This window comes from Mycoplasmoides fastidiosum (assembly GCF_024498275.1).
GTDB lineage: Bacteria > Bacillota_I > Bacilli_A > Mycoplasmatales > Mycoplasmoidaceae > Mycoplasma_N > Mycoplasma_N fastidiosum.
Genome location: NZ_CP101809.1, coordinates 1,099,520 through 1,115,771 on the forward strand (window position 1 = coordinate 1,099,520; position 16,252 = coordinate 1,115,771).

The 16,252-nt window shown below is 33.2% G+C and carries 14 protein-coding genes and 1 tRNA gene; 5 read left to right on the forward strand and 10 right to left on the reverse strand.

Annotation, left to right across the window (positions count from 1 at the left end; genetic code table 4):
* The first annotated feature begins 5 nt into the window (after positions 1-5).
* The gene (locus NPA10_RS03895; RefSeq protein WP_256547404.1) at positions 6-461 is read left to right on the forward strand and encodes a hypothetical protein; all 456 of its coding nucleotides are present in this window, start codon (positions 6-8) and stop codon (positions 459-461) included.
* Between the two features lie 434 nt (positions 462-895).
* Positions 896-2,584, forward strand: a complete 1,689-nt coding sequence (locus tag NPA10_RS03900) for an exo-alpha-sialidase (protein WP_256547405.1) — start codon at positions 896-898, stop codon at positions 2,582-2,584.
* 78 nt (positions 2,585-2,662) lie between these two features.
* On the opposite strand, the gene NPA10_RS03905 is transcribed toward NPA10_RS03900, so the two are convergent.
* The 10 genes from NPA10_RS03905 to NPA10_RS03950 form a co-directional block, all read right to left on the reverse strand.
* Positions 2,663-2,917 carry a hypothetical protein gene (locus NPA10_RS03905; RefSeq protein WP_256547406.1) on the reverse strand — a complete coding sequence of 85 codons (255 nt, stop codon included), beginning with the start codon at positions 2,915-2,917 and terminating at the stop codon, positions 2,663-2,665.
* 167 nt (positions 2,918-3,084) lie between these two features.
* A complete protein-coding gene (locus tag NPA10_RS03910; protein WP_256547407.1) occupies positions 3,085-3,594 on the reverse strand; it encodes a Panacea domain-containing protein in 510 nt (169 codons plus the stop codon).
* Positions 3,595-3,676: 82 nt separating this feature from the next.
* Positions 3,677-4,789, reverse strand: a complete 1,113-nt coding sequence (locus tag NPA10_RS03915; protein ID WP_256547408.1) for a CPBP family intramembrane glutamic endopeptidase — start codon at positions 4,787-4,789, stop codon at positions 3,677-3,679.
* Positions 4,790-4,833: 44 nt separating this feature from the next.
* Positions 4,834-5,835 carry a lipoate--protein ligase gene (locus tag NPA10_RS03920; RefSeq protein ID WP_256547409.1) on the reverse strand — a complete coding sequence of 334 codons (1,002 nt, stop codon included), beginning with the start codon at positions 5,833-5,835 and terminating at the stop codon, positions 4,834-4,836.
* Between the two features lie 80 nt (positions 5,836-5,915).
* Complete coding sequence (locus tag NPA10_RS03925; protein ID WP_256547410.1) at positions 5,916-6,968, reverse strand: hypothetical protein; 1,053 nt, start codon at positions 6,966-6,968, stop codon at positions 5,916-5,918.
* On the reverse strand, positions 6,961-7,473 hold the full coding sequence (locus NPA10_RS03930; RefSeq protein ID WP_256547411.1) for a 3'-5' exonuclease family protein: 513 nt from the start codon (positions 7,471-7,473) through the stop codon (positions 6,961-6,963). The genes NPA10_RS03925 and NPA10_RS03930 overlap by 8 nt, the downstream gene beginning before the upstream one ends.
* An 85-nt stretch (positions 7,474-7,558) precedes the next feature.
* Positions 7,559-8,941: a dihydrolipoyl dehydrogenase gene (gene lpdA, locus NPA10_RS03935; protein ID WP_256547412.1), complete on the reverse strand. Its 1,383-nt coding sequence runs from the start codon at positions 8,939-8,941 to the stop codon at positions 7,559-7,561.
* A 16-nt stretch (positions 8,942-8,957) separates the two neighbouring features.
* Positions 8,958-10,325: a dihydrolipoamide acetyltransferase family protein gene (locus NPA10_RS03940; RefSeq protein WP_256547413.1), complete on the reverse strand. Its 1,368-nt coding sequence runs from the start codon at positions 10,323-10,325 to the stop codon at positions 8,958-8,960.
* A gap of 31 nt (positions 10,326-10,356) precedes the next feature.
* Entirely contained in the window at positions 10,357-11,340 is a 984-nt protein-coding gene (locus NPA10_RS03945) for an alpha-ketoacid dehydrogenase subunit beta (protein WP_256547414.1), read from the reverse strand.
* Positions 11,341-11,342: 2 nt separating this feature from the next.
* Positions 11,343-12,434 (reverse strand): thiamine pyrophosphate-dependent dehydrogenase E1 component subunit alpha, encoded by a 1,092-nt coding sequence (locus tag NPA10_RS03950; RefSeq protein WP_256547415.1) that lies wholly within the window; start codon positions 12,432-12,434, stop codon positions 11,343-11,345.
* Between the two features lie 359 nt (positions 12,435-12,793).
* Between NPA10_RS03950 and NPA10_RS03955 the strand changes: the two genes are divergently transcribed.
* The 3 genes from NPA10_RS03955 to NPA10_RS03965 all read left to right on the forward strand — a co-directional run bounded on the left by NPA10_RS03955 (position 12,794) and on the right by NPA10_RS03965 (position 16,151).
* Positions 12,794-12,883: transfer RNA gene (locus tag NPA10_RS03955), tRNA-Ser, on the forward strand.
* A 312-nt stretch (positions 12,884-13,195) separates the two neighbouring features.
* Positions 13,196-14,590, forward strand: coding sequence for a dihydrolipoyl dehydrogenase (locus NPA10_RS03960; protein WP_256547416.1), 1,395 nt, complete (start codon positions 13,196-13,198; stop codon positions 14,588-14,590).
* A gap of 202 nt (positions 14,591-14,792) precedes the next feature.
* Entirely contained in the window at positions 14,793-16,151 is a 1,359-nt protein-coding gene (locus NPA10_RS03965; protein WP_256547417.1) for a leucyl aminopeptidase, read from the forward strand.
* Positions 16,152-16,252 lie beyond the last annotated feature (101 nt).

Sequence of the window (16,252 nt, forward strand, 5' to 3'; positions counted from 1 at the left end):
TTATTATGAAAAAAATGAATTTATTAAAAAGAAGTCGTTTCTGAATGGCAAATTTAGGTTTATTTGCAACTTCTACATTAGTTTTAGCTGCGTGTGCAAGCAATGCAGAAAATAAAAAAGAAGAACCAAAAGCAGATGATAAAAATCAATCTGCTGATGCTGCTAAAAAAGAAGAAAATAATAAAACCGAAAACAAAGCAGACGGACAAATGAAAGGCGATGATGCTAATGCCACTGGTACAGGATCATCTACAGATTCAACAGCTAAAGAAACAGAAGAAAAAGCAAAATCAGAAGAAGCTAAAGAGACTACTGAATCTCCAGCAACTGGTGGTGGTGCAGCTGCTGGCTCATCTCAAAACAGTCAAGCTAGTGGTGCATCATCAACTACTGGTTCTGATGGAGCTTCTGGCATGGGCGCAGTTGCTGGTGGCATGAGTACTGGTCAAGCTGCTAAATAATTGTAATCACCCAATAAGATTAAAATTATTTCAATAAATTTAAGTCGTGCTTGCATGATTTAAAGATAAAAATTTAAAACTTAAAAGCACTGATATATTCGCGATGAATCAATTAATCATTAATTGAAATCATCAAGAAAATCAGTGCTTTTTTTTGCTTTTACTACTCTTAAAAAAGATTTTCACTACGTTAAATTATTTCTAATTTATATAAATACGTTTGTAAATTTTTTTACAAAGAAAATCAATTTCAGATAGTTATTTCATGGTTTGGAATTCTATAATTAAATTGTTAGTTTCCCTTTCATCGATTAATATAATAGCTGTGCTTTGATCTTTATTATCCAATATTTTTTAAAATAAAAAACAGCTATTAGAAAATTAAAGAAAGGAATATTCTGGCAAAATTAAGATTGGAATAAACTTCAATAACAATGAAAAAAATTAGTTTTAAAGTTCTTACTCTAGCTATTACTTTAGGAGCTGTAGCAACCACTGGATTTATAATTAAACCCAATAACCTTTTAACTACAGCAACTGAAGTCAATCAGGCTAGTGAACAAGTCATTAGTTTGGCCGGGTATCAAGTGGAAAAATTATCAACTTACGGACTTTTTGCTCCTAAATATCAAAATTCCCATAGTTATCGCATTCCTAGTTTAATCAAAACTAAAAGCGGTAAGTTAATCAGTATTGTTGATCAACGCATTAATAACCAACTAGATTCCCCATACACTCCAATTCATCAAGTGATGCGAACTAGTAATGATGATGGTCGAACTTGAACAGATGCTCAAGTTATTTTAAAAATTCATAATAATACCGGCAATATTGCTGGGGCAATTGATTCAACTGTCATTGATGATACTCATAATACCAATACCATTTACATGGCAGCTGATGTCTTTCCCGGTGGATCCGGGTTGATGGCGATTGCTAATAATCGCAATCCCTTAACTGGGTCAGATATGGGTTATACTCCTGATGGTAAATACCAAAAGTTTCATATTTTAAATGACAATAAACCATATGTGCTAAAAGAAATCAAACGTCAAACTAACAATGTGTGGTTTCAAGTTTCTCAACTAAAAGACAATAATCCAAATAATACTGCTGACAGTAATTTAGTTGCAACTAAAATTTTTGCACACCAAAAATATGAACCAACTACAGGTGTATTAAGTTTTTTAGCTTATGAAAACATCAATAACATTAATGAAATAAATAATTCTGTTCAAGGCGTTTCCTTATTTGATGGTTTTAATAATGAAAACCAAAAATACCAAAAACCTAAATATTACATCGATTCAGCTTCTTATATTTACTTACTAAAATCACAAGATGATGGTAAAACTTGAGAATTAGTTAACAACATCACTGCTCAAGCTAAAGGTAATATTAAAAATGCTAATTCTGTAGTGTTAGGACCTGGTCAAGGCATTGGTTTAAGTAAACAAAAAAATCCTCGTTTAAATGGCCGTTTAGTCTTTCCGTTTTATGCTGTAACTGGAGCTAATCCTAGAGAAGCTTTCGCAATTTATAGTGATGATCATGGACAAAATTGGACTAAAGCCCAATCATTCAATGATCGAGCTAAGTATCGTGACAGCAAACAATGACGTATGGCTTCAGAAACCCAATTAATTGAAGCTGATGATGGTACTCTTTATGCTTTTTTAAGAACTAATGAACAAAATAAATATTATGTTTCTAAATCAACTGATGCAGGTGCCACTTGACAAGCTGTTGATAATAATCCTGATCAACCTTTAAGTGTTTATCATTATCAAAACATCAATTCTCGGGCAATGCACGGTTTGGCGCATGTGAAACATAAAAACACTGAATACACTTTTATCAGTTTACCAACCACTGGACAACGAATTAATGGTAAGTTGTTTGTTGTTAAAAACAACGATTATAGTCGTCTTGAAAAAATTTATGATTTTAACACTAAACCAAACAATACTTTTGCTTACAGTACCATTACTGTTTTAGGTCAACATGATAATATTATTGAATTAGGTGTTTTATACGAAAAATCTGGTAAAGATCCCGCTTTCACATATGATTTCACTGATCGGAATGCTGATGGTTTATGAAATTTTAAAAATTCAAATTAATGATTAGTTTTAATACATAATTAGTAAATAAAAACCACTTGCTTTTTTAAAAGCAAGTGGTTTTTTCATGTATTGTAATTATCTTGATTTATGAGATGGATCAATTTGTAAAATATAAAAAATTGATTTTGATTTTTCAAAAACTCCAAAAACTCGTAAAGCAGTATCGCCCCTTTGGAAATCCCAAACTTTACCACTAAATCTTTCTTGAAATTCTTGGTCGTTTAGTTTTGTTAGTTTTCTTGCAATTTGTTTGGTTTTATCTGATTTTTCTTCAATTACAAAACCTTCTAATTGAACATCAGATCATTTTAAGTTAATGCGATCTTTCATAAGCATGAAAGTTTTTTTAAAAACTTTTGGATCAAAACTATTTATGTCACTAAAATCAAAATATTTGAAAGAAAAATCAATCTTTACGGAGTTAAAGTGAACATTATTTGCTTTTAAAATTTTTTTATTCACTTTTTTATTCATCAGAACCCTAGTACACGTATTTTTTAATCAATAAAAGCATCATCAAAATATTTGAGTATTTTGGCTTTGTCAATAACTTCAGATTGTTTGGTTTCATCCCAAGGACCACCGTCCAAGTGACTTAGTTCAACCAATCTTCAAGTGGAAAAATTAAGAAGTTTTTCTAAAATTTCATTCACAACAGTTCGATCCATTTCCAGATCTTCCATGCTGTATTTGGCAAATAAATCCTTTTCAAGATTTTTTAGTGGTTCATCCACATAAGTATTCTTAATTTTGTCATAAACTGGTTTAATAATCGGACCATAACGATAAGCAATAAATTCGGCGTCAAATAATTCTTGTTTAGTTTTACCATAATAAAAACCAAACAAAAAATAGAGAATTTTCTGTAATTTTAAGTGCTTGAAGTCCAAATAATCAAAAGTTTCATCAGTTTGTTCATCAGTTTGAAATAAATCGGTTTCTTTGTTGTAAACAAAATTTAAGATGTAGTTAATTATTCCAAAAACATTATTTTTTTTTGTTGTCATATTTAACTCCTTCAAAATTATCAACAATTTTAAAAGGAAAATTATTTTTATTAAAATTTTTTGTAGAAATTATTTAGCCCTTTTAAACTAGGACACTAATTAAATTATTGGTAAAGTGAACTAAAAAGACAATTCAGTAGTTTCCTGCAAGCGAATAAGAAAACGCTAGAACTAATCCAAATAATAAATAACCAGTCACATTGATTAAGCCATCCGCATGGGTGTGAATTAAACCAAAAACAATGCCTGATAATAAAATACTAGTGGTGCCACGGTTACCAAAGGATAAAAAACTCACCCGGAAAACTAGTTCTTCAACCAAAGGAGCGCCAAATAAAACTAATAAGTATAATGGTAAAACTTCCAATCAAAAATTACCACTTCCTAAAGTCTCATCAATTGAACTTTGGTTAGAGTTATTAATTTTAGGTAAATAACTTTCAATGATGCCAGTAATGTAATTGGCAAACATTGTGCCCCCAAAAGTAATGATAAAAATTAAAAGAAACAAGGCAAAAGCGGATAAACTAGCTTTTAATTTGCCAGGTTTTGGTTCTTCAGTAGTTGCTCGAGGATCTGGCTGAACACTTAATTTACGACCTAAGTAGCTGTTAACTGAGTTTCATTTAGCAAAAATTAGTAAAAAAGCTCGGCGTAAATCGGGTACTAAGATCATTGCTAAAACGAAAATAATGACCAGAGCTAAAAAATAAGTTCAGTAAGAAGGAAAATTTTCAACATGGGCATAACGTTCTAATAATCTGCCTAAAACAGCAAAGCCTAATTGTAAAAAAACATAGAAGAACAGCATGAAAATTCCTGAAGTTCAGAACAGTTTTTTAAAGTAGACCATGAAAAAGATCCCTAAAACAAACGCAATTCCCATCCGGAAGTAAACTGTAGCAATTAAAAAGTAGTAGTTTCAAATATAAAACGATCTACCAGTAAAACTTCATTCTGGACGAAATACAAAAACCGTTTGAATGATTGCAAATACTAAGTGTGGCCCATAAATCAATCCCACACTCAATAAAAATCATCAGATTTTAAAATGAAAATTAGTAATTGAAAAGGTTTGTTTCCGTCACTCCCCTAAAACATAGAATTTTGGACTGCCATAATTCACATCAGGTGTTGTCGCTCAACGTTTGTTAACGTCAAAGCTCTTGGGGCGAAGTTGATTTGCAGCTTTCATTTTAATTCTCCTTTGTTTTTCTGCAAGAATATGTTAATCATACCCTAATTAAACATACACATAATAAAATCTTCTTTTGTAATCCCACCTAAATAGGGGGTTAAATCAATTTTTTCTAATAGGGTTTCCACACTTTTTTGATCATACCGACAACCAACTAGTAATAATTCAATGAAACTTAGTTCTTTAGTTGATAAAAAATCTCCATGGATTTTTAGTTGTTCAATTGTGTTCTTATTGGTATTAAAAGAAAGTGTAATCGTGCCTTTGTTAGCAAAATATTGTTTTTTGATGAACTCAAATTCCCGGGATTCACCAAAATTTCATTCCCAAGTGCTAAATTTTTTAGCAGCGGCTTCTGTTGCAAACCTAATTGCTTCAGCTGGTAGTTCTTTAATTTGGGTGTTAAAGTATTTTTCTAAAAATTGAAAAAAAGCAGCTTGAAATTGTTCAAAACTCCAATCAGGTAAAACCTCTTTCAAATTAAGAATGCGTTTTCGTACAGAATCAATCCCTTTAGAAGAAAGTTTTTCTAAATTGGGAGTCAAAACACTAGTCATCATCACCGGATCAACATCAAACAGGATTGTTCCGTGACATAAGACATAGTCGCCATAAACAATTTGTGAAGTTCCAGAAATTTTTTTACCCTGAACCGTCAAGTCATTACGACCAAAAAATTCCGCATCCACACCAATTTCTTTTAAAAACGCCAAAACTGGAGTTGCAAAAAACCGGTAATCACCGGCTCTAGCTTCTTTAATGATAAAAGTTCAGCATTGGTTAAAAGCATCTTGGAAAACTGCTCCCCCACCCGAAAGCCTGCGGGCAACTTTAATGTTGTATTGATCAACTAATTTCTGATTAATTTCTAAATGGGTATTTTGATTGCGACCAATAATAATGGAATTAAAATTTTGCCACAAGAAAATAATGTTATTTTCAGATTTGTATTGTTTTAACAGTCATTCTTCTAACGCAATGTTGAAAAAGGGGTCAGTAGTTTTTGTTAGAAAAATTTCAGTGCTTTTAGGATGAGTGTTCATAATAAAAATGCGAATTAACAATAATTATAAGTTAGTTCACAACTTGATAGTGTGAAAAAACTAAAGTAGGTAGTGAAATTCTAATAAAAGGAATTAATAAAATTAATGATGTGATCAATTTTGTTTTGGTTATTAATTTGTGCAAATCAATTTGGTTCAATTTGTAAATCATCAATTAAGACACTAACAATCTGATCAATTTGTTGGTTCTTTTTTGTTGTTCTGGCAACTTTAGTGCGTAAAGTAGCTAATTGGTAATTGCCAGGACCAAAAAAAGCATCTAATCAGTTTTCAGTTGCATCGATTAAATTAATGGAAGTTTCCAATAAGCTTAGGATTAAGCGATTAATGATTGCTTCTTTGTATTCGGCCTGATTTGTACCGTATAACTGATAAGTCCCAAAAGCATTTTCTTTAGGAAGATAAACTGATTTAAAAAATAAATTATCAATTAAAGAAACCGCGTTATCACCAATGCCTAAATAATTATCATGACCATTTAAAAAACGCAAGTAAGGATTGATGTAATTAGTACGTCGCACGCTAAAATTGTGATCAACACTTCAATCAGGATTGTTTGCTAGTCAAGCCGCAATTTTTTGAGTTAAAACTCCTTGATCAATTGTGGTTTCATCATCAAAATAGAGATTAATTTGGTTAACATTTGGATATAAAAACCGTGCATACAATTCGTGTAAATAATTAATGGCATCTGCAGTGTCATATAAATCAATGACAACATCTTTAATCTTTTTTTCATCCAATAATTTCATTGCTTGGGATAACTGATTCAAAAGATGGTCAGAATAATGATTAATCCGAATCACAGCCCGATCAAAAGTTGAATGTGCTACAACTTGGGCTAATTGGGAAAAAGCTACTTGGGGCGATAAAAAAATAGCTAATGTTTTATTAGTTCTTTCGGGATTTGTTAGATTTAAAAATAAGTAATCAGCTCGATAAGAACGATAAGTGGTTGCATAATAATCAACATAAAAAAAATCTAAACTCTGATCAACCCACTTAAGTTTTGGTCAACTAAATTTGTACGGGACTTGATTCATATTTAAATAAAGACCCTGAATTGGTCGAACAAGAATTAATTCAGTGGATTTCGGTTTGGAATTAAACATCTTGGGAATCTTTGAAAGCCTTCCAGATTTCATTAATTAACATGCAATTGTGTGCATCACGACTAACTTTGGTACTAGTATTTACTCGATAAACACCAAAATGTTTGGCAATATTTTTAAGCGATGTTTTCTGTAAACCAATTTCAAAAACTGCCAAGTCTTCAACATTGATAAATTGGTTACGAATTTGTAGGTTGGTGTGGCGGTTTAACTCTTCAGAGAGCCACTCCATATCCTTACGACCCCCATCATGCAAAATGATAATATCATTTTCAAATCAGGTATGTAACATCGCTAAAATTAACACTAATGGATAAGCTTTTTTATTCAGGTTTTGATCATATTCCTTCTTAGAATTTTCAATATAAAGATCTAAATATTCTTTAGCTCGATCATTAACGAAACGAACCGCACAAAAATGAACTAGTTCATTTTCATATTCTTCATTTTTCATGATTCGAGTCAGCGATAATGCGACATAATTACTAGTTTTTTTCCAATTCATAGGGTTTTATTTTAACAAATAAAACAGTTAAAGCAAACAACCACCATTTAATAAAAATGGTGGTTGCAACTTGGAAAATATTTGATTAAGCCGTTTTATAAAAATGTTTGAAATATAAATCTTTGGCAATTTCTTGAATAATTTCAGAAATCGTCGGGTGCGGGTGAATTGCTTTAGCTAAATCTTCAATTACTAATTCGGACTCCATTGCTAAAGCAATTTCAGCAATCATGTCACTAGCTGTTTCAGCAACGATGTGACATCCTAAAATTTCACCATACTTTTTACCAACTAAAAGTTTAGCAAACCCAACTGTTGAATCATCGGCTAAAGCCTTCCCTAATGCCGCCATTGGAATTTTATGTTTTAGATAATCAATACCTTTTTCTTTTAATTGTTCTTCAGTATAACCTACTGTACCAACTTCAGGATGAGAATAAATACATGAAGGTACTTTTAAATAATCAATTTTAGTAGCGCGATTATGCATCGCATCCAACACGATCGCACCGTGTTTATAAGCCACATGGGCTAGCATCACTTTGCCAACTGCATCACCAACTAAAAAAACATTGGGAACACTGGTACGTAATTGATCATCAACTTTAATTACACCCCGTTCATCTTGTGCTAAGTTTAATGCTTCTAAGCCTGCATAATTAATTTTACGACCAACTGAAACTAAGACGTGGTTTGGTTTTAAACTTTGGGTTTGACCGTTAACTTCAAATTTTAGCTCCCGGTTTTCCGCACTTAAAACTTTGGCATTAGTGATGATTTCCACCCCTTTTTTCTTCAAAATATCAGTAATTGTGGCTGAAATTTCTTGGTCTAAAACTTCTAAAATTCGGTCTAAACCTTGCACAATCGTTACTTTAGTGCCTAAATCAGAATACAAGAAGGCAAATTCAATACCAATTACTCCGCCACCAATAATCACTAATTCTTTAGGAATCACTGGTAATGATAAAGCTTCAGTGGAAGTAATTACAAACCCATCTTTCAAACTTTGTTCAAAACCTGGTAGTGGTAACATACGAGGCGATGATCCGGTTGCTGCAATAATGAATTTGGTTTGAAATTCTTTACCATTCACTTTAACAGTTGTTGGGTTAAGCACAACTGCTTCACCTCGTTCTAAATCAACTTTATTAGATTTAAATAAAAATCCAATTCCTGAAGTAAGTTTTTTTACCACATCAGCTTTACGAGCTTGGGATTTGGATCAATCAATGGTTACTGCACTAGGATCTAAGTTTAAACCATAAGCCCCCGCTTTTTTTAAGTTGGTATAAGACTTCCCAATCTTTAATAAAGTTTTAGTTGGAATACAACCAGTGTTCAAACAAACACCGCCTAATTCATCCTTTTCAATCACTAAAACTTTCATGCCTAATTTAGCAGCATCAACTGCGGTTTGATAACCACCAGGTCCTGCGCCAATGACAATAACATCATATTGTGACATGTTTAATTCCTCTAACCTAGTACACTGATAACAGTGACGGATTTTCTAAAAGCTGACGGATACGGGTTCCAAAATGACCAATAGCTGCACCATCAATCCAACGGTGATCAGCAGCAATTGTTAAATACATAATTTTTCGGTTATCACCCATGCCGCCTAAAGAAACACTTTGCACTTGATCAATAATTGTGCCAATTCCTAAAATTGCTACTTCAGGAAATTTAATTACTGGTACACCAAATAATGCTCCGGCTGAACCGTAGTTTGTAATTGTAAAATTACCCCCACTCATATCAGCTCCTTTTAATTCTTTGGCTCGGGCTTTTTTAGCTAAACTAATAATTTCGTTTGCCATTTGCAACACGGATTTAGACTGAGCATCTTTAATGTTGGGTACCATTAAACCTTGATCAGTATCCACAGCAATGCCTAAATTAATGGTATCTGGATAAACCAGTTCCTGAGTTGCTTCGTCGTATTGGCTAATAAAAATTGGAAATTCAGTTAAAGCAATTGCGGTTGCTTTAGCAATGAAGGGTAAGAAAGTGATTTTAATTCCGGTTGTTTTTAACAAGGAGTCTTTAATACTGCTGCGTAAATTCCACAATTCAGTAACATCAGCTTGAATTACTAAATTAGTGTAAGCAACTTTGTTTCAAGAATTTTTTAAGTTCCGAGCAATTGCTTGACGCAAAGAAGAAGTTTTTTCACGACGAGCAACAAACCCAGTGAACATTGTTGGACTTGGACCCGTTGATTTTGGTGTAGCAGAGGCTGAAGCTGGTGCTGCAACAGTTGGGGTTGGAGCAACAACTGGAGCAGCAGCATTAGCAACTGCATCTAAATCAGTTTTTAAAATAATACCATCAGCTCGAGTGGGTTTTACTTGGGTTAAATCAATGTGATGAGCTTCAGCATATTTCACTAAAAATGGAGAAATTTTTAGTTTCATTGCTCGAGCTTGACTTAAACTAATTGGTCCTGAAGTGGTTAATGGAGTTGGTGAAATTGGTTTAGAAGTAGTTTTTTTACTAAATCCAAAATCTAAAACTTCGTCAGAAACTTTTACCTGACCCACAACAGATGCGCCCCCAGCTGCCGGAGCTGCTTCTGGTTTTGATTCAACTGCTGGTGCAGCACTAGAACCTGAACCATCATCAATTAAAAAAACTACATCACCAACATGAACAGTTTGTTCAGGAGTAATTTTTATTTCTGTAATTTTACCGCCAATCGGACTGGTAATTTCAGAAGTTACTTTATCTGTTTCCACTTCAAATAAGCGGTCTCCATCTTTGACACTGTCACCAGGACGGACAAAAATTTGGGTTACTTTACCTTCGTGAAGACCTTCACCAATATCAGCAAATTTAAATTGATACATAAATATTTCCTTTGATTTAATTTGCTAAAAATTAAAGTTCTGCTAATTTTTTCAATGCTTTGCTTATATCATCTTTAGTTACGGTATGATATTTTTCGCCCCGTGCATAAGGAACAATAATGTCATAACCAGTTAAACGAACTGGGGCAGCTTTTAAATCATAAAAACATTCTTCAGTTGCACGGGTAACAATTTCTGCTGCTGCAGAAAAAGATTTCACAGCTTCAATTGCCACTAATAATTTACCAGTTTTACGCACTGATGCTAAAACAGTATCCCAGTCAAGTGGAGAAATGGTACGTAAATCAATAATTTCGACATCAATGTTATCGCCCAATTCTTTAACTGCAGCAATTCCTTCGTGTAAAGTGGATCCATAAGAAACTAAAGTGATATCACTACCTTCTTTAATCACATTGGCTTTACCAATTTCAACAGTGTAATAACCAGCAGGCACTTCTTGTTTGAACGCTCGATATAATTTTTTTGGTTCTAAAAACAAGATAGGATCTTTAGATTCAATCGCTGCCAATAACAAGCCTTTAGCATCATAAGGACTAGATGGGTAAACCACTTTAATTCCTGGGTGAGCTGCATAAATTGCTTCTAAAGCTTCACTATGGTGTTCTAAAGCGCGAATGCCTCCCCCCATTGGTACACGAACAACGATTGGCATTGCCCAACGACCTCGGGAACGGTTCCGATAACGTGCTACTTGACAAAATAATTGTTGGAAAGCCGGATAGCTAAAACCATCAAATTGAATTTCTACCACAGGTTTCTTACCAGCTAAAGCTAAACCACCAGCCATTCCAACAATTGCTGCTTCAGCAATTGGAGCATCTAAAACTCGGGTTTCGCCATATTTACTTTGCAAAGTTGCAGTCGCGCGGAATACTCCCCCTTCATAACCACAGTCTTCACCATAAAGTAAAACATTTTGATCTTTTTCAAGCGCTAAATCTAAGGCATCAGTCACTGCACCAATTAGATTAAGAGTTTTTTTATCAGCCATTATTATTTACCTCCAAATCGTTTGATCGCATCTTCTTTTTGACGTTTCAAATCAGGTGTTAATTCAGCATAAGTGTAATCAAAAACATCAGCCAATGGAGGAATTAATTCTGCTTCCATTTGTTTAAAAGCTTCATCGATTTCTTTTAATGCAGCTTCACGGGTGCGATTATAATCTTCATCAGTTCAAGCTTTTTTATCACGTAATCATTTTTCAGTGCGAATAAATGGATCAGTTGCTTCACCAACAGTTTTTTCTTCTGGTTTTAAATAAATAGATGGGTCATCAGAAGTGGTGTGTGGTCCTTTTCGATAGGTCACAAACTCTAAAACAACTGGACCACCATTTTCAGAACGAGCAAAATCTAATGCTAATTTAGCAGCTTCATAAGAGGCAAAAATATCATTCCCATCAACACTTAAATAATGAGCTCCCGCAGCAATTGCTTTAGCAGATAAATCATTAATACCACTTTCTAAATCAGTTCGAGTAGAAATTGCAAAACCGTTATTATTAATTGCAGCTACTCATTTTGCTTTACGTAACGCAGCAAAATTTAATGATTCATAAAATTCGCCTTCAGCAGTTCCTCCATCTCCAATGAAAGAAACTGCAGCAGCTTCTTTTTTATCAATTCGTAATGCTCAACCAATTCCTGCAGCATGAGACATTTGAGTGCCAATGGTAATGTTAATTGGGAGAGTATTTCATTTTTCGCCAACTTCACAACCACGTTCGTTACCGTTCCAATAAAGTAACATGTTTTTTAATGAAAAACCACGTTCTAACATTAATAATCCAGAGCGGAAAGCTGGAATTAATCAGTCTTCGCTATTCATTGCTAATGCCGTAGCAACTTGTAAGCACTCTTCTCCTAAGTTTGGTGCAAAAGTTAACATTCGTCCTTGACGTTGCATTTGCAACATTTTTTCATCTAGGGTACGTTGAAAAATCATGCGTTCAAAAGCTGCTTTAACTTTAGCAACTGATAGGGGCGCTTTTTTTTCAGGGTATAACCAATTACCATCTTTATCAAGTAACCGGTAAGGTTTTTGTTCACTTTTAAAAAAGTGTAACTTTGGTGTAATTGACATAATTTATTCTCTGAAATAAATTCCTTATGTGTAATATGTATCATTTTTAAACGCTGTCAGTATCGATTAAAATACTAAGAACGTTAAAACGCAACTTTAATTATACCTAATTAAAAATAGGGGAATGAAAAATTGCTATTAATAAAATACAAAAGAATAATATTTTCCAAAAAAATGAGATAAAAAAATTGCTTTTTGAAATCCACTTAATTCTAGGTTGTAAAAAAGCACCAATTAAGGACTTTTTTAAAATCTTGATTTGATAAACTAAAGTACTAAATCGAAAATTTTTTCAATTTATCATAACTAGTTTATTTGCACACTTGGGTCTGATTTGGTGTATAATTTATATTCGATACGGAAGCTTACCCAAGTGGCTAAGGGGGCACCCTGCTAAGGTGTTAGGTGGGATTTCCTGCGCAAGAGTTCGAATCTCTTAGCTTCCGCCATTTTTTGTGCATATATTTAATTTAATCGTCACGAAGTTTTTGTGACGATTTTTTGTTTTTTACTAATGGTTTCCATAATTTTAGACAACATCAACATAACAGTTTAAAAATTGGTAGTATTTTAAAAAAAATATAAATAAATCATAATTCTTCTTGGGTTCAAAAACCAGAGGCTATAATAAATTTCAATTTATTAAGATGATCTGATGATCTTTTTAAATATTTATTAACTCATTAAAATAAAATTTGCAAAATTACTAAATCAAAACTAGTGAGCAATTTTGCAAAATAAGAGGGAAAATTAAAATCGACATGAAAAAATATGATGTCATTGTAATTGGTGCTGGACCTGGTGGTTATACATTAGCTGTTGATCTAGCCAAAAACAACCTAAAAGTTGGCTTAATTGAAAAAAACTTTTTAGGTGGAACTTGTGTTAACTACGGGTGTATTCCAACTAAAGCTTTATTAAGCTCTGCTAAAAAAATTAATAATTTGAAACATTATGCTGATTATGGTATTGATGTTAATGTGCAAAAAATTGATTACACCAAAATCCAAACTAATCGCGCACAATTAAAAGAGAAATTAAATGGTGCGATTAATGCTACACTAATTGGAGCTAAAGTAGATTTGTTCACAGATGAAGCAACTGTTATTGATGAACATTCTTTACAATTAAAAAGTGGTGAAACTTTAGAATTTGATAAATTAGTTTTAGCAACTGGAAGTCGTTCTCGCGAACTTGATTTACCTGGTTTTGCAGCTGCACGTCAAGCTGAAGTTTTGAGCACAAGTAGTTATTTTCTATACTACAACCAACCCCAATTATTTAAATCATTAACTATTATTGGTGGTGGTCCTATTTCTGTAGAATTTGCTTATTTGTATGCGACTTTAGGAGTTGAAGTAACCATTCTACAAGACATGCCAACAATCATTCCCCAATTTGATGTAAGTGGAATTAAATTGGTTGATGAAATGTTAAAAGACATGGGAATTAAAATTGTGACTGGTGCCAAAATTTTAGAAATGACTGCTGATTTTCAATTAATTTATGAACATGATGGCCACAAACACCAAATTAAAACCGAAAAATACCTAGAAACTGTTGGTCGAATTATCAATGATGAATCATTCACTAACCTAAACTTGGCACGCGATCAACGCAACCGGTTAGTTTTAACTCCTGATTTGAAAACTAGTTTAGCTCATGTTTATGCTTTAGGTGATGTAACTGCTCAAATTCAATTGTCCAATGTTGCTTACATTCACAGCGGAATTATCGCTCGCTCTATTTTGGGTTTAAAATCACGGCCAATTAATTTAAGCAATGTGCCTTATGCACTTTATTTAAGTCCCGAAATTGCTTCTGTTGGAGCTAGTGAACAATTTTTACAAAAAACCAAAAAGCCTGAAGAATACCAAGTGGTTGAAATTCCAGCTGCTCAGCTACCTCGTAATCACGCTGAACAACGTTTTAGTCGTGGTTTCTTCAAATTAATTGTTGATCCGCAAACTCATTTAATTTTAGGAGCTCACATTGGTTTAGATGATGCTTCCATTTTAATTAATGAATTAGCTGTAGCCATGAACAATAATTTAACTATCGATGATTTAGCTGCTACAGCTCATACTCATCCAACTTTGTCTGAAGCAATTTATTATGTAACACGTAATTTGTCATTACAATTTGCTCAAAAATAATTGTTAATTTTATCTGACAACAAAAACCCCCCTGCTCAATTTCAAGCAGGGGGTTTTTGTTGTTGACCTTTTTAAAATGTATTGGATTTTGGAGTTGATTTTCTAAATCAACAACTAATTAATTTTTTTCTGTTATCATTTATTGAAACTAAATTATTTTTTAGAAAAATCCATAATAGAATAGGAATTTTTTTCACAATTTATGAAAACAAAAAAAACAAGCGCTGCGTCCAAAGTTGTAATAACTGCAGCCGCAGTTGGTAAAGCAAAGTCTGAAAAAAAACATTTGGAAGTTGAAGAACTAAGTCCTCTTGCTAAAGTTTTACATTTTAATCCTTCTCAAACTAATGGAAACGAATTGTATCGTAGTCTATTAAACTTAGCATTAAAAAGTCCTAAAGAACTAGCAGTTGATTTTGATTCCTTTTTAAAAGTTTTGGAAAAACCATTAGGTCTAGAAACTGTGGCAACAGCAGTTTATGCTGCAATTGAATATGGTAACAATAAAGTGCCATTTTCCATGAAAACCACTAAAGGTTCCAAATTAAAACACGAAGTAACCAACGTGCCAGCTCGATGTAAAAAAGAATGCAACGAAGCAGTTAATTTGGCATCTGCCCAAACTCAAGCTCGTCGCTGACAAGACATGCCTAATAATTTCTTATATCCTTCCACTTTTGTCGAAGAAATTAAACGTGCATTAAAAGGTTTGCCAGTCAAAATAAATGTTTTAACTCACAAACAATTACTTGCTAAAAAAATGGAGCTAATTTGTGGTGTCGCTCAAGGTTCTGATGATGGAGCACGGATTGTAACTTTAGAATACAAAACCAATGCTAAAGCAGAAAAATTAGCCTTAATTGGTAAAGGTGTTTGTTTTGACACTGGTGGTTATAGTCTTAAAACTGGTGGTCACATGCGGGGCATGAAATTTGACATGTCCGGAGCGGCTGCAGTAGTTGCTGCTGTTCGTGCTTTAGCGGTTAATAAAGTCAAAACCAATGTTATTGGTGTGGTTGGTTTAGTTGAAAACGTGGTTGACTCCAAATCTTACCGAGTTGATGATGTTTTAACTTCTTATCAAGGTACTACTGTAGAAATTGATAATACCGATGCTGAAGGCCGTTTAGTGTTGGCTGACTGTTTAGCTTATGCTTACAAAGATTTAAAAGCTGACAAACTATTAACCATTGCTACTTTAACTGGAGCTGTGATTTATGCTTTAGGTAGCACTTTTGCTGGAGCATGATCTAAATTTGATCAAGACTGGGATGCTTTAACAACTGCAGCAGCTGATGCCGCTGAATTAATCTGACGTTTACCATTCCATAATGATTACATCAGTTTATTAAAAACTAGTCATATTGCTGATATTAAAAACTCCACTAATTCTCCAAATGCTGGCTCTTCTCGTGCCGCATGTTTCTTACGAGAATTTAGTAGTGACAAACCTTATTACCACTTAGACATTGCTGGTATGGATTCATTTGCTGATGGCTCTGGTTCTGGTCCATTAGTGCGAACTCTTTACAAACTAGCTGCTAAACCTAAATTAAAATAAGTTTAGTAAACCTAAAAAACAACAAAAAATCCAACTAACATCGTTGGATTTTTTTATTGTTATCGAACAAATCTATCCTTCATAAAACAAAAAACATGATC